This is a genomic window from Flavobacterium sp. ZT3R18 (genome assembly GCF_007097385.1).
Taxonomy (GTDB): Bacteria; Bacteroidota; Bacteroidia; order Flavobacteriales; family Flavobacteriaceae; genus Flavobacterium.
This window is the reverse complement of sequence record NZ_VJZS01000002.1, coordinates 394,104-413,896: the sequence shown is the minus strand read 5'-3', so window position 1 is coordinate 413,896 and position 19,793 is coordinate 394,104. Positions and strand designations below refer to the sequence as shown.

At 33.6% G+C, this 19,793-nt stretch carries 19 protein-coding genes; 7 read left to right on the top strand and 12 right to left on the bottom strand.

The window, feature by feature from the left end; translation table 11 throughout:
* Nucleotides 1-177: 177 nt before the first annotated feature.
* A complete protein-coding gene (locus FNW52_RS04415; protein WP_143376261.1) occupies nt 178-861 on the bottom strand; it encodes a ComF family protein in 684 nt (227 codons plus the stop codon).
* A 95-nt stretch (nt 862-956) separates the two neighbouring features.
* Here FNW52_RS04415 and FNW52_RS04410 point away from each other — a divergent pair, with 95 nt between their 5' ends.
* The 5 genes from FNW52_RS04410 to FNW52_RS04390 all read left to right on the top strand — a co-directional run bounded on the left by FNW52_RS04410 (nt 957) and on the right by FNW52_RS04390 (nt 6,991).
* Complete coding sequence (locus tag FNW52_RS04410; protein ID WP_143376249.1) at nt 957-2,498, top strand: glycine--tRNA ligase; 1,542 nt, start codon at nt 957-959, stop codon at nt 2,496-2,498.
* A 406-nt stretch (nt 2,499-2,904) separates the two neighbouring features.
* On the top strand, nt 2,905-3,717 hold the full coding sequence (locus tag FNW52_RS04405; protein WP_143376248.1) for a LytTR family DNA-binding domain-containing protein: 813 nt from the start codon (nt 2,905-2,907) through the stop codon (nt 3,715-3,717).
* A gap of 173 nt (nt 3,718-3,890) precedes the next feature.
* On the top strand, nt 3,891-4,148 hold the full coding sequence (locus FNW52_RS04400) for a 3-oxoacyl-ACP reductase (protein ID WP_143376247.1): 258 nt from the start codon (nt 3,891-3,893) through the stop codon (nt 4,146-4,148).
* A gap of 102 nt (nt 4,149-4,250) precedes the next feature.
* Nucleotides 4,251-6,299: an ATP-binding protein gene (locus FNW52_RS04395; protein ID WP_143376246.1), complete on the top strand. Its 2,049-nt coding sequence runs from the start codon at nt 4,251-4,253 to the stop codon at nt 6,297-6,299.
* Nucleotides 6,296-6,991 (top strand): response regulator, encoded by a 696-nt coding sequence (locus tag FNW52_RS04390; RefSeq protein WP_143376245.1) that lies wholly within the window; start codon nt 6,296-6,298, stop codon nt 6,989-6,991. The genes FNW52_RS04395 and FNW52_RS04390 overlap by 4 nt, the downstream gene beginning before the upstream one ends.
* A 60-nt stretch (nt 6,992-7,051) precedes the next feature.
* On the opposite strand, the gene accC is transcribed toward FNW52_RS04390, so the two are convergent.
* The 6 genes from accC to pdxA form a co-directional block, all read right to left on the bottom strand.
* The gene (gene accC, locus FNW52_RS04385) at nt 7,052-8,398 is read right to left on the bottom strand and encodes an acetyl-CoA carboxylase biotin carboxylase subunit (RefSeq protein WP_143376244.1); all 1,347 of its coding nucleotides are present in this window, start codon (nt 8,396-8,398) and stop codon (nt 7,052-7,054) included.
* A 175-nt stretch (nt 8,399-8,573) separates the two neighbouring features.
* Nucleotides 8,574-9,056 carry an acetyl-CoA carboxylase biotin carboxyl carrier protein gene (accB, locus tag FNW52_RS04380; protein ID WP_143376243.1) on the bottom strand — a complete coding sequence of 161 codons (483 nt, stop codon included), beginning with the start codon at nt 9,054-9,056 and terminating at the stop codon, nt 8,574-8,576.
* 21 nt (nt 9,057-9,077) lie between these two features.
* Nucleotides 9,078-10,076, bottom strand: coding sequence for a beta-ketoacyl-ACP synthase III (locus FNW52_RS04375; protein ID WP_143376242.1), 999 nt, complete (start codon nt 10,074-10,076; stop codon nt 9,078-9,080).
* A 172-nt stretch (nt 10,077-10,248) separates the two neighbouring features.
* Nucleotides 10,249-10,443, bottom strand: a complete 195-nt coding sequence (rpmF, locus tag FNW52_RS04370; protein ID WP_022828950.1) for a 50S ribosomal protein L32 — start codon at nt 10,441-10,443, stop codon at nt 10,249-10,251.
* A gap of 9 nt (nt 10,444-10,452) precedes the next feature.
* The gene (locus tag FNW52_RS04365) at nt 10,453-11,004 is read right to left on the bottom strand and encodes a DUF177 domain-containing protein (protein ID WP_143376241.1); all 552 of its coding nucleotides are present in this window, start codon (nt 11,002-11,004) and stop codon (nt 10,453-10,455) included.
* 84 nt (nt 11,005-11,088) lie between these two features.
* Nucleotides 11,089-12,138 carry a 4-hydroxythreonine-4-phosphate dehydrogenase PdxA gene (gene pdxA, locus FNW52_RS04360; RefSeq protein ID WP_143376240.1) on the bottom strand — a complete coding sequence of 350 codons (1,050 nt, stop codon included), beginning with the start codon at nt 12,136-12,138 and terminating at the stop codon, nt 11,089-11,091.
* Between the two features lie 58 nt (nt 12,139-12,196).
* Here pdxA and FNW52_RS04355 point away from each other — a divergent pair, with 58 nt between their 5' ends.
* Entirely contained in the window at nt 12,197-12,784 is a 588-nt protein-coding gene (locus tag FNW52_RS04355; RefSeq protein ID WP_143376239.1) for a riboflavin synthase, read from the top strand.
* A 36-nt stretch (nt 12,785-12,820) separates the two neighbouring features.
* Here the strand turns inward: FNW52_RS04355 and FNW52_RS04350 are convergent, their stop codons facing one another.
* A complete protein-coding gene (locus tag FNW52_RS04350; protein ID WP_143376238.1) occupies nt 12,821-13,033 on the bottom strand; it encodes a hypothetical protein in 213 nt (70 codons plus the stop codon).
* Between the two features lie 594 nt (nt 13,034-13,627).
* On the opposite strand from FNW52_RS04350, the gene FNW52_RS21245 reads away from it, so the two are divergent.
* Nucleotides 13,628-14,854 (top strand): site-specific integrase, encoded by a 1,227-nt coding sequence (locus FNW52_RS21245; protein ID WP_143376237.1) that lies wholly within the window; start codon nt 13,628-13,630, stop codon nt 14,852-14,854.
* An 852-nt stretch (nt 14,855-15,706) separates the two neighbouring features.
* Here the strand turns inward: FNW52_RS21245 and FNW52_RS04340 are convergent.
* The 4 genes from FNW52_RS04340 to FNW52_RS20670 are packed head-to-tail and all read right to left on the bottom strand — an operon-like array spanning nt 15,707 to nt 19,791.
* The gene (locus tag FNW52_RS04340) at nt 15,707-16,492 is read right to left on the bottom strand and encodes a hypothetical protein (RefSeq protein WP_143376236.1); all 786 of its coding nucleotides are present in this window, start codon (nt 16,490-16,492) and stop codon (nt 15,707-15,709) included.
* Between the two features lie 5 nt (nt 16,493-16,497).
* The gene (locus tag FNW52_RS04335; RefSeq protein ID WP_143376235.1) at nt 16,498-18,474 is read right to left on the bottom strand and encodes a DUF2235 domain-containing protein; all 1,977 of its coding nucleotides are present in this window, start codon (nt 18,472-18,474) and stop codon (nt 16,498-16,500) included.
* A 2-nt stretch (nt 18,475-18,476) separates the two neighbouring features.
* Nucleotides 18,477-19,610, bottom strand: a complete 1,134-nt coding sequence (locus tag FNW52_RS04330; protein WP_185965918.1) for a DUF2931 family protein — start codon at nt 19,608-19,610, stop codon at nt 18,477-18,479.
* Between the two features lie 31 nt (nt 19,611-19,641).
* The gene (locus tag FNW52_RS20670; protein WP_185965917.1) at nt 19,642-19,791 is read right to left on the bottom strand and encodes a hypothetical protein; all 150 of its coding nucleotides are present in this window, start codon (nt 19,789-19,791) and stop codon (nt 19,642-19,644) included.
* Nucleotides 19,792-19,793 lie beyond the last annotated feature (2 nt).

Here is a 19,793-nt window from a genome sequence, read left to right as displayed (position 1 = left end):
AAACATTTTAGTCGATAAAGTTAAAAAAAAAGACCGAACTTATTTTATATATTTTGCCTATATTTTACACCCCACCTAACAGGTCTCCAAGACCTGTTAGGTATAAACTTACTAACACCTCATGAATAAATAAAATACCTAACAGGTTGAAAAAAAAACCTATTAGGATAAGAGAAATCAAGAATGTGCCATAGCCATACAAATAATACTAATTTTAGTTCCCGGTATTTTTAGTAAGGCTCTCGAACACGCTTCGAGAGTCGCTCCGGTAGTTAGTACATCATCAATAAGGAGATAATGTTTATTTGTATCCTCTTCTGTAAAAGCTACATCAAAGACAGTTTCAATTCCTTCGGATCTTCCCAAAAGATTTTTCTTAGATTGGGTCTTTGAATATACTTTTCGAAATAAAAGTTCATTGTTTAATGGAATTTTAAAATTCTCTGATAATGCCAAACCAAAATTCATAACCTGATTATAGCCTCGTTCTTTCAATCTTTTTTTATGCAAAGGCACCGGAATAATCACATCTGCATTTTTGGCTATTTCGCTGTTCTTCAAATCGGCAGCATACCATTCGCCCAAAACAGTTCCTATTTCTTCGTGTCCTTTGTATTTCAAATTATGAATTAACTCCTGAACGATTCCCTTTTTATGAAAATACAATAAAGCCGAAGCATATTCGACAGGAATTTGTCCGTAAAATTTCTTGAACGCTTCATTTTCAGGATTCAAATGATGGTTCGTTAGGGGTAATTCGTGTCGGCAAACCGTACAAATCACATATTCATTCGTACCTATAAATGATTTACAGCCAGCACAAACCTTTGGGAAAAATAAATTTATCAGGGAATTAAACATAAAAAATAGATTTATCCATAAAAATAAGAAAATCAATACTTCAAATTTCATTTTTTTTCTTTTTTTAATTTCTCTTTTTATATTTTTGCAACACTATGGCAAAACAAGAAGATTTATTTAAGAATGTAGTTTCGCACGCAAAAGAGTACGGATTTATTTTTCCGTCAAGCGAAATATACGATGGTTTAAGTGCAGTCTATGATTATGCACAAAACGGAGTAGAATTAAAAAAGAACATACGCGAATATTGGTGGAAATCGATGGTTCAAATGAACGATAACATCGTAGGACTAGACGCGGCTATATTGATGCACCCAACCACTTGGAAAGCATCGGGTCACGTAGATGCCTTCAATGATCCATTGATAGACAACAAAGATTCGAAAAGAAGATACAGAGCCGATGTCCTTATTGAAGATTATGCCGAAAAGCTAAATCAAAAAGCAATCAAGGAAATCGAAAAAGCCAGAGCTCGTTTTGGCGATGCTTTCAACGAACAGGAATTTGTAACCACCAACGCAAGAGTGATGGAATACAAAGCCAAAGAAAGAGAAATTCTAGAAAGAATGGCTCGCTCTCTTGGCAATGAAGATCTTGAGGATGTAAAAGCGTTAATCGAAGAACTGGAAATTGCTTGTCCGGAATCGGGTTCAAGAAATTGGACTGAAGTACGTCAATTCAACTTGATGTTTGGCACCAAACTAGGAGCTTCTGCAGATTCGGCTATGGATTTATATTTACGTCCCGAAACGGCTCAAGGTATTTTTGTGAATTTCTTAAACGTACAAAAATCAGGAAGAATGAAAGTTCCTTTTGGTATTGCACAAACTGGAAAAGCATTCAGAAACGAAATCGTGGCAAGACAGTTCATCTTCCGTATGCGCGAATTTGAACAAATGGAAATGCAATTTTTTGTACGTCCAGGCGAAGAAATGCAATGGTACGAACACTGGAAAACAACTCGTTTGAACTGGCATTTATCACTAGGTTTAGGAAAAGAGAATTACCGTTTTCACGATCACGAAAAACTGGCTCATTATGCTAATGCAGCTGCTGATATTGAATTTAATTTCCCTTTTGGTTTCAAAGAATTGGAAGGAATTCACTCCAGAACTGATTTTGACTTAAAAGCGCACGAACAATTTTCGGGTAGAAAATTGCAATATTTTGATGCCGAATTGAATCAAAATTATGTTCCTTACGTGGTAGAGACCTCAGTAGGATTAGACAGAATGTTCTTGGCTGTTTTCGCTACTTCCCTAAAAGAAGAAACCCTTGAAGATGGCTCTACCAGAACAGTATTGAAATTACCTGCTGTTTTAGCTCCAACCAAAGCAGCTATATTTCCTTTGGTTAAAAAAGACGGATTACCAGAAATTGCACATAAAATCATCGATGATTTAAGATGGGATTTCAATGTAGCTTATGATGAAAAAGATGCTGTGGGAAGACGCTATAGAAGGCAAGACGCATTGGGAACTCCATTTTGCATCACAGTAGATCACCAAACTATCGAGGATCAAACGGTAACCATTCGTCATAGAGATACTATGAAACAAGATCGTGTAGCCATTGCCGATTTGAAATCAATCATTGAAAATGAAGTTTCTATGAAAAACTGGTTGATGAAAATGTAATCAGAACAAACATAAATTATTAAAAATGCTTCTCGGTTGAGAAGCATTTTTTTTGTCATTAGAACTTACAAAAACTTATCCTTGTTGCTTTTCTTACTTTATTATTTGCATAAATGAGGATTATAACTGCTGGATTGTTGTTTTTTTAGCAAATACATCTGTTTTTCTCATTTGTATGTATTTCATCGCAATCTATTAACATTCAATTATAGATATTAACAAATAAGCTTGAGGAAAAATTTATTTGTGTAATTTTATTTTGTAGAGAAGACATTATTCTGTTTTTAAATTGCTATTAGCTAGTTTTTTTCATTAGACCCAATGAATTATCCTAACTAACTAAAGTAATAATCTACCAAAAACAATCACTGTTCGTTACGCAACTAACCCAATAGGAACGCTATTAATGCATTATTCGTACATTATAATTGACGATGATCCAGAAAGTGTTTTGAAAACAAAAGCCCTTATTGCTAGTTTTTCAGAGCTTCACTTTATAGCGGTAGCCTATAATCACATCGATGCTTTAAATCTAATTATAGAACATAATCCAAAATTAATTTTTCTAGAGATAGATCCAGCTAACAAAAAGAGTAACCTTTCCTTGGGTCTAATTGATTCATTGTATCGACACTTAAAAGTTATCCCCAAAATTATTATAACAACTTCAAAAAAGGATTTCGCCTTTGAAGCCATACAATACGAAGTAACCGATTATTTGATAAAACCCTTAAAAAGTATCGATTTTAAAAAGTTAATTTTAAAACTAGAAAAATCAAATTACGATGATGAAATTATTCTAATTGAATCCCCAGATTTAGAAGAAAACGTACCGTCAACCCTATCTATTGAAACTACAAATAAGAAAAAAAATCTTATTTTATGTGTCAAATCGTATGGAGATCATCGGTACATTGATTCTAAAGACATTTGCTATTTACAAGCCGATAATAATTCGACTGATATTCATTTGAGTAACGGAGAAATAATTACCGCTTTCAAAACTTTAAAACATTTTCAAGCTGTACTATCAATCCCTTTTATCAGGATCCATAATAGCTACATTATCAATCGCAATTATATAGCTAGAATTCACACCGGAAATTCAGTTTGCTATATTAAGAACACTACTATAAAGCTTCCGTTTTCTAAATCCTACAAAAAAAATATAGATTTCATTATAAGTGATTTTTCCAACGAAAATTACATAGAAATCTAAAAACCAGTCATTTACCATGATTTGATACCTATTCACTAACAAACGAAGCTCAATTACCACAAACCCTTTTCAATGTAAGAAAAATTTAGGTTTACTATGTAGCTTTACAAAAGAAATTCCCGCAAAAAGGAATGAAAATCGTAAAACTTTAAAAAACATAAAAACCAGAAATCATGAAAAAAGCTACATTAACAATCGGATTATTTACATTAGTAATGGTGTTAACTTCTTTTACAACACCCGGAACAATTACTTCAAGAATTGTTGACAACACTACAAACTCCCCTATTGATGGGAGTGGGGGGCAAGATACCGGAGGGAATAGAAAAGTAGATTATACTGGCGACAATTCACAAGTTACTTTAACAAATCATTTAGACATTGACGGAAGTGGAGGGCAAGATACTGGAGGTAATAGAAAAGTAGATTAACAAAAAATTAAAATAAATTAACACATAGAGGCTGTCATTTAATTGACAGCCTTTTTTTATATCAAAAGATTTAGTATTTTTGATAAAATTCAAAATCTACTATTGAAAAAATATTCCTTCATATTATTGTTTTTTTTGATTCTTCTTATTGGCTGCTCCGATAAAAGCAAATCAAAACAAAATGTCACCTCTACAAAAGACAGTCTTTCCTCATATTTATCGTTGGCAAATGATACCCGTATACCGTTTGAATTAAAACAAAAATACAACCAGAAGGCGTTTGAAATTATCATTAACCAAGAAGACGATTCTATAAACAAAGTCAACTTATTCAAAATAGCCAATCGCTATTTCAATATGAACGATTGGAAAGGTTATTTCGAAACTTCTAAACTCATTTTAGAACGATCAAAAAACAGTAATGACACCGTAAATTCAGCTAAGGCTTATACCTATTTAGGGGATTATTATGGAGCCAAAAACATTTCAGACAGTGCGTTTTATAATTATTTTAAAGCTGAAAAACTATACCTTAATCTTAATGACAATTACAATCTTGCCAAAACACGAATTAGTAAAGCCAATTTACAATACTATGAAAATGATTATTTTAATAGTGAGATAGCTGTTTTTAAAGCTTTACGAGCGTTAAAAGGAGAAAATGCCAATGATTTGCTTTATGAATCGTATAACCTTTTGGGTATTTTATACAACGAAAGAGAAGAACACGGCAAAGCTTTAGAATTCCATAACAAAGCATTAACCAGTATCGATGACAAATCAATTCCAGTCGAATTCCAGTCGAAAGCAACTTCCTTGAATAATATGGGTTATGTATATTTGAACCTAAAAAATTACAAACAAGCCAAAAGCTACTTCGAAAAAGGATTAGAAGAACGAAACTTATTTGTAGATAAACCCAAATTATACGCGATGTTATTGGATAACTTGGCTTATGCCAAATTCAAACTTAACGAATCTAACGAACTTCCGGAACAATTTTACAGAGCTCTTAAAATTCGAGATAGTTTGCAACTCTCCTCAGGAGTCATTATCAACAAAATCCATTTGTCTGAATATTTTGCATACAAAAACGACACTTTAAGGGCAGTTCAATATGCCAAACAAGCACTTGCCTTGTCTCGAAGCACAAACCGCTTAAGAAGTGTTCTGGAAACCCTCAAACAGATGGGTACTGTAGATCCCAAAAATGTTTCTCTTTATTCTAAAGAATACATTCTTATCAATGATCGTTTGCTAAAAGCGGAACGAAAAATGGGTGAAAAATTCTCTAGAATAGAATATGAAACGGATGAAATTAAAGTTGAAAACATCCACTTAGAAGATAAAAACAAACAATTATTGTTTGTTTTTGGAGGATTAGCTATTTTGGCCGTTTTATTGTACATCATTAAAGCCCAAAAAACAAAACAACGAGAATTGTTATTCATTCAACAACAACAACAAGCCAATACCGACATTTACAACTTACTGATTTCACAGCAAAACACTATAGAAATCAATAGTATAAAAGAAAAAAAAAGAGTTGCACAAGAATTACACGACGGTGTTTTGGGTAGAATGTTTGGTGTTCGAATTAATCTGGATAGTTTAAATAAAATTACAGATGATTCCGGAGTAGAAAAAAGACTAAATTACTTGATCGAACTAAAAAACATCGAACAAGATATCCGTGAAATTTCACACAACTTGAATAGAGAAAAATCAGAATTAATTAATAACTTCGTTGCAATAGTCACTAACTTATTTGAAGAACAAAAAAAAACCTATAAGTCTAGATTTATTTTCAGTATTGACCCTGCCATAAAGTGGGATCTGATTGATAATGCCATTAAAATTAATTTATATCGAATCCTTCAGGAATCCTTACAAAATTGTAACAAATACGCCCTTGCGTCAACCATACAGGTTGAAATCGAAAAACAGGATATGGATTTGACTCTAAAAATTATTGACAATGGAATAGGATTTAATGTAAACCGAGCCAAAAAAGGTATCGGATTAGAAAATATAAAGTCACGTACAAAAGAATGTAAAGGAACACTAGATCTCAAATCAAAAAAAGAAGAAGGTACTTCCATTACTATAATTGTCCCGATAGAACAAATACAAAAAACGACAACAAAATGATAGTTGACCAAACCGTGGAGACATTAATTACGAAAAACATTTTAATTGTAGACGACCATCCCTTTATTATCGACGGCTACAAAAATGCAATTACAAGATACAATCCCAACCTATACCGATACTTTTTTTCTCAAGGAAAGGATTGTGAATCAGGGTATGAAATTATAGTAAATCCTGAAACAGCTCCTTTTGATGTCGCTTTTTTAGACATTAGCATGCCTGCTTATGCCGAAAAAGGAATTAATTCTGGTGAAGATCTGGCGAAATTAATTTTGAAGATAATGCCCAATTGCAAAATTGTTCTGCTCACCATGTACACTGAATTACTTAAGATAAAAAACATAATAGAAACTATTAATCCTGCTGGTCTTGTCATAAAAAATGATTTGACATTTGACGAATTAATTTTTGGTTTTGACAAAGTATTGAACGGTGAAATTTATTACAGTCATTCTGTAATCAAAATGTCAAATCAAACCGAAAATAACATTGACGGTCTTGATCAATTTGACAAACTAATTTTATTTCATCTTTCTAAAGGAACCAAGACCAGTGAAATCCCCCAATACATTCCAATCTCTTTGAATGCTATAGAACGAAGAAAAATTCAACTAAAAGAATTTTTTAAAATTGATGAAGGAAGCGATATAGAATTAGTACGTGAAGCTAAAAGCAAAGGTATTATTTTCTAAATCATTTAGACAATGTGCAAAAAAAATCCCATTCTAACCGAATGGGATTTTTTATTTGATTTATTCTGGATCATTCATTTTGAAAGTATCCATAAAAGCGGTGGTGTAATTACCAACAATATATCTGGGGTCATCCATTAATTGTCTGTGAAACGGAATGGTTGTTTTAATCCCTTCAATAACAAATTCATCTAATGCTCTTCTCATTTTACTGATAGCTTCTTCACGAGTTTGGGCTGTAGTAATCAATTTGGCAATCATTGAATCGTAATTTGGCGGAATCGTATATCCTGAGTACACGTGTGTGTCTAGACGTACGCCGTGACCTCCTGGCATATGAAGTGTAGTGATTTTTCCTGGTGAAGGTCTGAAGTCATTGTATGGATCTTCAGCATTAATACGACATTCAATAGCGTGTAATTGTGGTAAATAATTTCTTCCAGAAATTGGCACACCAGCAGCTACTAGGATTTGCTCGCGAATTAAGTCGTAATCCACCACTTGTTCTGTAATAGGGTGTTCTACTTGGATACGAGTGTTCATTTCCATGAAGTAAAAGTTTCTGTTTTTGTCAACCAAAAACTCAACAGTTCCAGCACCTTCGTATTTAATGTATTCAGCTGCTTTTACAGCTGCTTCACCCATTTTAGTACGCAATTCGTCTGTCATAAAAGGCGAAGGAGTCTCTTCGGTCAATTTTTGATGACGGCGTTGCACTGAGCAGTCTCTCTCTGAAAGGTGACAGGCTTTACCGTAAGAATCACCAACTACTTGAATTTCGATATGACGAGGTTCTTCGATTAGTTTTTCAAGATACATTCCGTCGTTTCCAAAAGCGGCAGCGGACTCTTGACGAGCTCCTTCCCAAGCTTTTAATAAATCTTCGGCAGCCCAAACAGCTCTCATTCCTTTTCCTCCACCTCCAGCAGTTGCTTTTAGCATAACAGGATATCCGAATTGATTGGCTAATTCTGCGGCTTGTTCAAAGGATTCTAAAATCCCAACTGAACCCGGAACGCAAGGAACACCAGCTTCAATCATAGTTGCTTTTGCAGAAGCTTTATCACCCATTCTGTCAATCATTTCTGGGGATGCACCTATAAATTTTATGTTGTGCTCTTGACAAATTTTAGAAAATTTTGCGTTTTCAGATAAGAATCCGTAGCCGGGATGAATTGCATCTGCGTTTGTAATTTCGGCAGCAGCAATAATATTAGACATCTTTAAATAAGACAAGTTACTCGGTGGTGGTCCAATACAAACGGCTTCGTCTGCAAATTTAACATGTAAGCTTTCGGCATCAGCAGTAGAATAAACAGCTACTGTTTTGATTCCCATTTCTTTACATGTTCGAATAACACGAAGTGCTATTTCCCCTCTATTTGCTATTAGTATTTTTTTAAACATATTTTTAAAATTAGATAATTAGACAATTAGACAAAAAGATAATAGATGAATAGATAATAGACAAAATGTATAATTGTACTTTTTTTCAAAATAATACCAACTACAAAAATCTAAAACATAACTCCTGATTTTGGGCAAAATCCGAAATCTAAAATCGTTAATCTAAAATCTAAAATTAAGACGGGTCTACTAAGAATAAAGGTTGGTCAAATTCTACAGGAGACATATCGTCTACTAATATTTTTACAATTTTTCCAGATATTTCAGATTCAATTTCGTTGAATAACTTCATGGCTTCAATAACACAAAGTACATCCCCTTTAGCGATAGTGTTACCTACTTCAACAAACACAGGTTTGTCTGGAGATGGTTTTCTATAAAAAGTACCAATTATTGGTGATTTTATGGTGATATAATGTGCGTTTTCTACAACGGCAGGTGCTTCTGGTGCAACTGCAGCTGGTGCAATTTGTTGAGGAGCTACGGCTTGCTGAAGAACGCCTTGAGCGGGCATATGTTGCACATAAGTAGTCTCTGTAGTGCTTCCTTCTAAAGTTGTTCTGATGGTGATCTTAACATCATCCATTTCTAATTTTACTTCTGCAACACCTGAATTCGCTACAAATTTGATTAGATTTTGAATTTCTTTTAAATCCATAATTATTTTTTTTAGTTTAAATTATTTTTTATCGTAAGCCCATGTTAGGTAAATGGATCCCCAAGTAAAACCACCGCCAAAAGCAGCAAAAATGATAGTGTCTCCTTTTTTGAGTAAATGCTCAAAATCATAAAGCACTAAAGGCAAAGTAGCTGATGTGGTGTTTCCGTATTTTTCAATATTCATCAATACTTTATCGTCTTCTAGATTCATTCTGTGAGCAGTAGCATCTATAATACGTTTGTTCGCTTGATGAGGAACTAACCAGTTTACATCGTCATTAGTTAAATTATTCCTTTTTAGAATCAATTCACTCGCATCTGCCATGTTGGTAACTGCATATTTAAAAACGGTTTTACCATCTTGTATGATGTTATGCATATTGTTATTTACCGTTTCAAGAGAAGTCGGAAGGATAGATCCTCCTGCAGGAATTTTTAAGAAATCACGACCTACACCGTCACTTCGCAAATATTCGTCTTGTAATCCGTAACCTTCGTAATTAGGCTCGAATAATACAGCACCGGCACCATCGCCAAAAATAATACAGGTAGAACGATCTTTGTAATCTACTATTGAAGACATTTTATCAGCTCCAATAAGTAATACTTTTTTATATCTTCCAGACTGAATATAAGCAGCAGCGGTTGACATTCCGTATAAAAAGCTAGAACAAGCAGCTTGTAAATCGTATGCAAAAGCATTGGTAGCGCCTATTTCGGTGGCTACATAAACACCTGTGGATGCTACTGGCATATCTGCAGTTGCAGTTGCCATGAGTATTAAATCTATTTCTAAGGGGTCAATATTTGCTTTGGATATTAAATCTTGTGCAGCTTTTATAGCTAGAAATGAAGTTCCCTTGTCTGTATCTTTAAGGATTCTTCTTTCTTTAATTCCTGTGCGTGAAGTTATCCATTCGTCATTAGTGTCGACCATGGTTTCTAGCACTTTATTCGAAAGAACAAAGTCTGGAACATAACCTCCAACTGCGGTAATTGCGGCTGTAATTGTACTCATTGAATGCGATTATTTATTATCAAATGTTGCCATTTGAAAAATTTTTAAAAGACTTTAAAATTACAATAAAAAAACTAAACTAGTTGTGTTAGTGTTTCTTATTTACGGTAAATTATAAACAACAAAAAAACTCTCACATGGTGAGAGTTCTAGTATTATTTAGAAAAATGTATTATGCAAGAGCTACAGATTTATCTATAACAACTTGTCCTCTGTAGTACATTTTACCTTCATGCCAGTAGGCTCTGTGGTATAAATGTGCTTCTCCAGTGATTGGACAAGTAGCGATTTGAGCTACAGTAGCTTTGTAATGTGTTCTTCTTTTATCTCTTCTAGTTTTCGAGATTTTTCTCTTAGGATGTGCCATTTTACTATATTATTTATCCGTTAATAGTTGCTTTAATTTGTCCCATCGTGGGTCAATATTTTCTTCTTTTTCTTCTTTTTTGTTTTCTTTCTTTTGTTCTTTAATTGTCAATTCATTCAGTTTTGTCAAAGCTTCTGTTTTTAAACTTCCATCTTTAATCCCTGGATGAACCCGTCTTAGAGGTATTGAAAGCACGATCATTTCATAAATGTATTGAGCGATGTCTATTTCAAATTCGCCAAATGGCAAAATTAACAACTCTTCATTATCATTATTAAAAACGTCACCAAATCGAACAATCAACTTCATATTCCCTTTTACAGGCATATCAAAATCTTCACTTGTAAGATCGCATGGAACATTTATAGTTCCAACATGTTTGAAGCTTACTTCTAACATGTTACTTTTTTTTTCTAAAACTACATTTACTCTGATGTCTGAATTTTGAAATTCATTATAATCAAAGATTTCAAAGAACACATTACTTATTTGATACTCAAATTTATGTTTACCTAGCTTCAATCCTACGAAAGGAATTACATATTCTTTTGTCTTGCTCATTTCAACAACAATTTGCCCTAAACTTCGGGAGTGCAAAGATATAAAATTATTGTAAATCTAATAATGTTATTCACCTTTTTTTGTTTATAACTGTTTTTCTTTTGTTTTTAGAGGCTTTTGGCTGATTTCTGCGTATTGATTTCTTGAATTATAGATGTCAATTGCAAGATAAACGGCCTCTTTGAAGGAATTATAGTCGGCTTTGTTTTGTCCTGCAATATCATAAGCGGTTCCATGATCGGGAGAAGTTCTAATTTTATTTAGACCAGCTGTATAATTCACTCCATTGCCAAACGAAAGTGTTTTGAACGGTATTAATCCTTGATCGTGGTAGGTTGCTATAATCGCGTCATATTTTTCATATTGATTGTTTCCAAAAAAGCCATCTGCAGCAAAAGGACCAAAAACTAAAGTTCCTTTTTCGAATAATTTCTTTAATGCGGGTTTTAAAATAACCTCATCTTCGGTGCCAATTACCCCGCCATCACCGCAATGTGGATTTAAACCCAGCACCGCAATTTTGGGTTTGTTGATACTAAAATCCTGAATCAAAGATTGTTTTACGGTCTCTATTTTTTTGAATATCAGCTCTTCGGTAAGACGTGAAGCTACTTCATTAAGAGGGATGTGGTCAGTTAACAACCCAACTCTTAGATTGTCATTGACCATTAACATCAATGCATCGCCTTCTAATTCTTGGTCTAAGTAATCCGTATGACCTGGAAATTTAAAGGTGTCTGATTGAATGTTGTATTTGTTTATGGGAGCTGTCACCAATACATCAATGATGTTCTCTTTTAAAGCTTTGGTTGCGGCAACAAAAGATTTTATAGCATATTGACCTAATTTTTCATCGTTTGTTCCGGGATTTAAATCTATTCCTTCTTTCCACAGATTGAATACATTGACTTTCCCTATTACAATTTGATCTAATTTATCTATGCCGTGAAGTGCTACCGAAGACTCGAAATTTTTTCTAATAAAAGAGAGTATTTTCACATTGGCAAAAATAACTGGGGTACAAAGTTCTAACATGCGAGAATCCTCGAATGTTTTAAGAACTACTTCGCTTCCAATACCGTTTAAATCTCCTATTGAAATCCCAACGATTATATTTTCTGCTTTTTTCATAATGCTCTCTAGTTATTTATTGCTAATTTTGAAACGCAAATTTAGTAAAATAAAACAAGAAATGTTTACAGGAATTATAGAAACCCTCGGTATTGTTCAAGAGGTTAAAAAAGAGCAAGATAATATTCATGTGACAATTGACTCTTCTATTGCGGGAGAGTTAAAAATTGACCAAAGCGTGGCTCATAACGGAATATGTTTGACAGTTGTTACTATTGCAGAGGGGTGTTATACGGTAACAGCAATAGGAGAAACGATTAAAAAGACGAATCTTTCGTATTGGCAGGTTGGAGATAGTGTAAATCTTGAAAGAGCAATGAAATTAGGAGACCGCCTGGATGGTCATATTGTGCAAGGGCATGTGGATCAAATAGGTACTTGCGTTGCTATTCAGGAGACTAATGGGAGTTGGTTTTACACTTTTGAATATGATCCGTCATTCCAAAATATCACTATCGAGAAAGGTTCGATTACGATAAATGGAGTTAGTTTGACAGTGGTGGATTCGGGGACAACTAATTTTAGTGTTGCAATAATTCCTTATACCTATGAGCACACCAATTTTAAGGATTTTATGGTTGGTACAAAAGTAAATCTGGAGTTTGATGTTATTGGAAAGTATGTTTCCAGATTATATAGCAATAAATAGTATTGTTTTGAGGATATTAAAACAGAAAAACGCCAATTAAATTGGCGTTTTTCTGTTTAATCTATGTTTGTAAATGGTGTATAGTCCAAATAGTAAAGATGTGAGTGTTAAAATCACGAGATTTTCATCAATAGGCAACGGAGGTGGGTCGTCTATTCCTGGGGGAGGTGGACCAGGCGCAGCAAATCCGCTAATACTGAAAAGCAAAAGAATTATGGTGTTAAAGGCTTTGTTTAGAAAAATCTTCATGTTTTTATAATAGTAATAAATCAATTTTATTAAATAATAACAGAATCTTTTGATTTAAAACTCCTAACACTATAAAATTAATGCTGCGAAGTTATAGATATGTTTTTTGAAGAGCAAATAATAATTGCACAAAACGCTTATTTTAACGTTAAAATTAATCTTTGTAAGTAAAAATTAGTCTAATACTTACAAATTAAACAAGGTAGATCTTGTTTGTGCCTTTGGGGATTATGACAACTAAGTTACTGCTTTTTTTTCACCCAAAGGCACATTGCGACATATTCCAATCAGGATTTCGACGAATTGTATCCTTTTTTGGTTAAAGTGTATAAAGGTGACTTGCTGTAGATTTTTAAAAAAAACAAACCCCTCAATATCAGTTGATATGAGGGGTTTTTTGTGGTCCCACCTGGGCTCGAACCAGGGACCACCTGATTATGAGATAGACTATTATTGTTTGTATTTAATTGCATTTAGCTTCAAAGCTGCTGTATTATAGCTATTTATCATTTTTAAAAAATATTTTTGTTTCATCCTCCTTCACAATATGTATGCATTTGTTGTACGTATGTTGAACTTTTAAAAATATTAAAAATGAAAGCTAGTGTAAAAATCATCCTAAAGAAAACAATGCTTAATGATGGCACTTTTCCAATTAATTTAAGAATAACGATAAACAGAAAATCGAAATTCTACAAAACCCCTTACAATGTATTGCCAAAATTTTGGAATAACAAAGCAAATGAATTTACATCTAAATTCCCAAATTATTTACAATGTAATCGAATATTAAATTCGATAAAACAAGATGCTTCTAAAATATTAAATATAATGATTGAGGAAGGTCATAACTATTCTCTTGAATCATTTGACTCTTTATTTAGACCCGAAGAAGTTAAAAAACTAAGCTTTATTGCTTATTTTGAGGAGAGAAAACTTCAATTAAAAGAATCTGGAAAAATAAGTTCAAGCTGCTCTTATCGTGACACCATTTCTGCTCTTATGAGATTTAGACCAACAATTATAACTTACGATTTTACAAAAATTAATTACGATTTTCTAATGGCTTTTGAATCTCATTTACGAGCTCATAACTGTAACGATGGTGGTATTGGCGTATATATGCGTAATACTAGAGCAATATATAACTCAGCAATAAAATCTAAAATTATTTCTAGTGATTTTTATCCTTTTAAAGATTATATAATTTCAAAATTGAAATCCAGTAAAGTAAAGAAGGCTTTAACTAAACAAGATTTACAACTATTACTGGACTATGACATATCTGAAAACAAAGAGGGTGCGAAAGCATTGTACGCATATCTATTTAGTTTTTTCTGCCGAGGCATGAATTTCACAGATGTAGCTGAGTTAAAATGGGAAGATGTTGATTTAAGCAGTTTCTCGTATATTAGAAATAAAACGCAAGTAAAATTAAATGTAAAAATTCCAAATAATAATTATATGAGAACTATTTTAAACTACTTTAAAATTTATCGACCATTTGATACCGATTACATTTTTCCAATTTTAGACAAAGATGAAAAGCTATACACAAAAGAGGAATTGAGAGATAGAAAAAAAAGTGTTTTAAATTATTATGGAAAACTTCTCAACATTATTGCACTGCAATGTGGTATCAAAAACAAAGTAACTTTTTATAGTGCTAGACACACCTTCGCAACAATATCTTTAAAAAAAGGCATCAATACCGTCATGATTAAACAAGCTCTAGGACATCAATCTATTAAAACAACTGAAACTTATTTGGAAGATTTCAATACTACGGATTTAGATTTCGCCTTTGAGAACTTAATCTAAAATTATTAGAACTTTATAATAGAAAAACTTCATCTTTTCCAAATGTAATTGTAGTTTCTGATAAAACTTACTTCTTTGTAATCGGGGCGATTATCAATCCACGGTTTTTCCTTTAGAATTTTCACAAAGAAAAAAAGAAAAAAAGAAAGTCCTCGCATTAGTGGAGGTTTCAAAATAAGTCAAGTTTTTTTGAAAAAATACTACCTCAATAGTTTTCAAGAATCGGAAATGTGATTGTATAATCAAGAGTGGTTATGAAAATATGAAGGTGGAGATTTTTTCAAAAACCCGTAGGGCTTGAACTTTACTTTTTGAAACTGGAACTTATCTTTACTTTCTTTTTTTATTTTTTTTCGGAGATATTCTGGTTTTATTTTTTTCGGGAAGTTCTTATGGCTTGCTATAATGGTAGCCCTAAGTAATCTTTACAACTTGGGAATACATTATAGCGATAATAGAAAAGAAATTGAAATACGACAAATTCAAAACGATAGGATAAGAAAAGCCTAGGTGTATATGTATGCTAATAATGATAAAAAAAACAAAAAACTTATGAAAAAAGCGTATGTAAACTCAGTAGAAGGTAAATGACGGTACCGTGGAAAACGTGAAGTAAAATTTCTTTTGAAATATTCTTGTTTTTATCATATCTACAACATCGCTCCCTCTGTTAAAAAAAAAATCCTATTCTTATGCTAGGCTTATTGTGTCCTATTGGTTGTTTTTCTGCGTCTATTTTTGTTAGACTACAAAGAAAATGTAAAAACCTATCATGTACATGATAGGTTTTTGGCTTGGAATTGATATTTTCAAGTTCATCGTTCAGCAGATACAAGTTAGTCAAGAAAAAATCTAACTAACCCATAACACACTGTATTTTATGTTCATGTTTTCATTTTCGATTTCGATGAAACCTTCCTGCAATTGATTGTCTTTACGATATGCCAATTCGCCTTCGTATTTTTTAATTTTATCATTATCAGAAATGATGCTTTTATGTTCGTCATCACTTTTTTGGGCCGAAATTATAATTTTAAGCTCTCTACTGTCCATCCTAATTTCTTCAGTAATTTCAGTATCATCAAAGTCTAAGAGAATACTTTTTCGTTTTATTGGCGTTTTCTGAACATCATTTTTACCGAATAATCCATGAAAATACAAACGAAACATAGCATTGGTATTTAAGAAATAAACTGTTTTTTCTTCGTCTTCTAAGACCTCAGTTATGTCAGACAGGAAATCTTCAAATTCAAAACCTACGTGATCTTTTCTTAGTTCAGACTTTGTTTCCTCCCATCGTTTTTGCATTTCTTTAAGATTGTGAACTTTCATAATTTCACCTTTATCATTTACTCCTAACAGAATGTCACCAAACGCATACATATCTTCTTTTAGCAATCGCTCGTTTGCGATAGATTGATTGGATGTAAAAGTCACTTTTGACGTAAATACATCAAAATAAAATAAATGTTTTATTTTGCCGAGATACATGATTTGGACATTGCGGGTGCATAATTTTTCAGTAACTCTGTTTTTATTAGAAAAATCAACTGTCAGTGTTTCAAATTTAAAGGTGTCATTTTTCTCTAAAACTGGATTTAAATAAAATTCTGTTTGCAAATTAGTTGTTGGCATCATGTAATTTATTTTTTAGGATATTCTACTCTTTTTCTGTTATTGTTAGGCTCCATACCAAACCAATCTCTGTTAGAAGACCAATGCAGGTATTCGTGGCGTAATTTTCTAAGTGTAGTTTGTTTATTTAAATTATCAATTTTTATTTCTGGAAGTTGTACCTGTATTGGCTCTTCTTCTGTATCTATTATGCTAATTCCAGGTAGTTCCACATCCGGTTCCAAACTTTCTTCTTTATTTTTGGCCATTTCTCTCCCTATCTCTTCTCGTTCTTGTTCTTCTTTTTGCAGCTGGGCATCACTTACAAATTCCCACTCGGGAGCATCACCAAAAACATACTGGTGCAACGATTTTTTTACTTTTTCTAAAAATGGATCTCTGGTAAGCGGATATTTCATTTCGGTACTATCTAAGAAAATTTTATCCATAGCAGTTTCTCTACAAAATTCCTCCATAAAATGTAGCGGAATATAGCTGTACTCTTTTTTAAGTCCTATTCGAGTGCCTGTTAGCTTCAAATAAAATGGAATTTTTACATTTTCGAGCCCTAACCATTTATGACTCTCTACTTCCCGTATTATAGTAAGCTCTTCTTCTTTGTACCAATGTTGTTGTATCAGGTCTTGTTTTAATGCAATTAAACCTTTGGAAGAAATAAAGGATGTAATATACGACATAATTGAGGTGTAATTTTCGTCTGCGGTATTTGTACCTATTTCATCAATATATTCTGTGGCTTCATTCTCGTAAGCACCACCAATATCGCAGTGCACTCCGGGCAAGTTTTTCTCGATTATTTTTGCACTGCCATGAGCATTGGGTTGGTTGGCACCAGCAACACGCGTAAGGGCAAAGTTTTTGCGATGCTCGTCTTGGGCGGTAAAATGCACCATTTTTTGAAATTTATTAGACTCTCCTAATTCCTGAAGTCCGAGCTCTTCTTCGTCATTTGTAAAATGAGTTTTCCAAGCTTCTTTGGGTAGTTTGCCCCATTTTCCGTCGTCTTCTAGTTTACCATAAGGATCATAAGCACCCAATGGACCCATCTCATAATAGGAGGATACTGTGTCATAAACCCCTACAAAGCGTATAATAACTTGTAAGTTCTCCAATTCTTCGGGGGTAATATCTTTATTTTTCAACAAACTATACCCTAAATGTCCAAATCGGGGCATTTTGCCATCTATAAGTAAAGATGGGTCGATCTCTAGACCATCTGCATCACCAAGCGCTTTTCGATACTTTTTTTTAGTTCTTCGCTCTCCGCGAACCTCATAAAACTCATAGCCATCCGGTATTTCTATTTCCTGTGTTTTGTAAGCCCACTTGTTTACCTCATATACAAAATTGCGTGCCGATGCCGCACCACGGCTAAAACCAAAAACGTCGAGCGTGATTTGGGTTACTTTTTTTTGAGTACTATTATCTTTTGTCTCCTTAATCCTATCCGCAATTCTTTTGCAGGCCAGGCGCACTCGGGCCCGTATGCCTGTTTGTCCTGATCCAAAGGCAAAACCATCCTGGCTGTCCTGCCTATTAGGGCTATCTTCCTCACTGGTACCCATACCTTCTACATAGATTGCATACTCTTCGTTACAACATTTCCACATACGGGTTACATTGGTATCGTCGTTGCTGTAGCTGTTGTCGGTACCTGCTTTGTCAAAATCACTACGATAAACACCCAATAAATAAGCCTTATATTCCTCCTCATCAAATTTTAAAGAATCTATACCATCTGGTATACGGATGAGTCCAGTTTCTTTGAAAGATTCATAATCTTCTTTTTCTATTTCTAAATCCGCCTTTTTTTTCTCTTTTGTCAGTAGGCTATTTTCGTCTTCGTTACGGTATTTTCGGCGCAATCTGGTATTTTCTTTATTGTTGAGTGTACCATCAATAAAAACGCCAAAGTCAAAACGTAATTCGTCGTCTTTTTTATCATCTTCGGCAGAACCTGTGTTGTAAACAAATGATTTTCCCATGGTTATTTTTTTAAACTTAAACTTTTAGATTTATATACTTTTACTATTGTTTTTCCTAAACGAATTTCTTTATCGCCTTGCTTGAGTTGTACTGTAACAAAAGTGTTGATATGATTAATACTGAATTGCAACTCGGCTTGCCCTTCCTTATCGTCTTTGTACATTTCCTGATATGCCTGTGTAATTTCTTGTTCGTCAAAAGTAATTTCTCCCCCATAGCCTTGCCCTTTTTTGTCGGTCCAACTATTAACAGTCCAGTCTGTCCAAGAAAGATTAGCAAACTTTGGAATCGCCTGTTTGCTAAATTTATTTTCTGCCAAATTTTTGTCAAAAATCAATTCTTTTTCTCCATTATATTTCATACATATAATAGAGGTGATTTCTACCTCTTTTTTAATAGCAAAAACAGACCGCCAAGTATACCGCACCCTATAGCTATCCCACAAACCGTAAGGTATGGGTTTGCCTGCATTGGCTTCGCGTACTTCTAGTGGTACTATTTGGGTATTGAGCATAATACGTTTGTATTCGTCTTTAGAAAACAACAAACTCTCGTGGCTGTCTAACCGTTGTATCTCAGCTTGTGATACTTGGTATTTTTCGCCTTTATACCTGCCAATTTCTACCTGTCTGCCACCTCCCATAGCCCAAATAACTACAACGCCACCAGGGGCAAACCCTACTATAATAGTACTAAAAGTCATTTTTTTATATTCCCCATTTCCGTTAAAATAGAAAGCGCTATTTTGATAACCTTCTTGAAAAAGGTGTAGCATTTTATCATAATCTATTGGGCTGTCTATACTATAGAAACAACCTTCGGCATACGAAACCCAAATGCAGTTGATTCGGCTAGGTAGAGATTTTACTCCGTAACTTACATCTTTCCCTGAAAAACCCCAGCCACTTTTACCCGTTGCGGTTCCTGAATCTAAACTTGCATAAGAACCATTGCCTTCCAATCCTCCTCTATATACTTCTACTGGGTAACCAGGAGGGCAATTTACATTTGCCTTCCAATCGAATTCGGGTAAATTTGTTTTGTTTTGTAACATATTATTTTGTTGTTTGTTTTGGCAGCATACCGTTATGCTTATCATCATGCCAAGAATTATTGATTTAAGTAATTTGGTCATTATTATTGTTTTTTTTTTAAGATTGTTAATACTAATCTTCGTTACGGTATTTTCGGCGCAATCGGGTGTTTTCTTTATTGTTGAGTGTACCATCAATAAAAACGCCAAAGTCAAAACGTAATTCGTCGTCTTTTTTATCATCTTCGGCAGAACCTGTGTTGTAAACAAATGATTTTCCCATGG

Excerpts from the sequence above, each read along its gene's own strand:
- FNW52_RS04365 (WP_143376241.1), bottom strand. The coding sequence starts at position 11,004 with ATGAGCAAGACAAAAGAATATGTAATTCCTTTCGTAGGATTGAAGCTA.
- FNW52_RS04405 (WP_143376248.1), top strand. The coding sequence starts at position 2,905 with ATGCATTATTCGTACATTATAATTGACGATGATCCAGAAAGTGTTTTG.
- FNW52_RS04355 (WP_143376239.1), top strand. The coding sequence starts at position 12,197 with ATGTTTACAGGAATTATAGAAACCCTCGGTATTGTTCAAGAGGTTAAA.
- FNW52_RS21245 (WP_143376237.1), top strand. The coding sequence starts at position 13,628 with ATGAAAGCTAGTGTAAAAATCATCCTAAAGAAAACAATGCTTAATGAT.
- FNW52_RS04340 (WP_143376236.1), bottom strand. The coding sequence starts at position 16,492 with ATGATGCCAACAACTAATTTGCAAACAGAATTTTATTTAAATCCAGTT.
- FNW52_RS04375 (WP_143376242.1), bottom strand. The coding sequence starts at position 10,076 with ATGAGTACAATTACAGCCGCAATTACCGCAGTTGGAGGTTATGTTCCA.
- rpmF (WP_022828950.1), bottom strand. The coding sequence starts at position 10,443 with ATGGCACATCCTAAGAGAAAAATCTCGAAAACTAGAAGAGATAAAAGA.
- FNW52_RS04390 (WP_143376245.1), top strand. The coding sequence starts at position 6,296 with ATGATAGTTGACCAAACCGTGGAGACATTAATTACGAAAAACATTTTA.
- FNW52_RS04330 (WP_185965918.1), bottom strand. The coding sequence starts at position 19,610 with ATGACCAAATTACTTAAATCAATAATTCTTGGCATGATGATAAGCATA.
- FNW52_RS04400 (WP_143376247.1), top strand. The coding sequence starts at position 3,891 with ATGAAAAAAGCTACATTAACAATCGGATTATTTACATTAGTAATGGTG.
- FNW52_RS04350 (WP_143376238.1), bottom strand. The coding sequence starts at position 13,033 with ATGAAGATTTTTCTAAACAAAGCCTTTAACACCATAATTCTTTTGCTT.
- FNW52_RS04415 (WP_143376261.1), bottom strand. The coding sequence starts at position 861 with ATGTTTAATTCCCTGATAAATTTATTTTTCCCAAAGGTTTGTGCTGGC.
- accC (WP_143376244.1), bottom strand. The coding sequence starts at position 8,398 with ATGTTTAAAAAAATACTAATAGCAAATAGAGGGGAAATAGCACTTCGT.
- FNW52_RS04410 (WP_143376249.1), top strand. The coding sequence starts at position 957 with ATGGCAAAACAAGAAGATTTATTTAAGAATGTAGTTTCGCACGCAAAA.
- FNW52_RS20670 (WP_185965917.1), bottom strand. The coding sequence starts at position 19,791 with ATGGGAAAATCATTTGTTTACAACACAGGTTCTGCCGAAGATGATAAA.
- FNW52_RS04335 (WP_143376235.1), bottom strand. The coding sequence starts at position 18,474 with ATGGGAAAATCATTTGTTTACAACACAGGTTCTGCCGAAGATGATAAA.
- accB (WP_143376243.1), bottom strand. The coding sequence starts at position 9,056 with ATGGATTTAAAAGAAATTCAAAATCTAATCAAATTTGTAGCGAATTCA.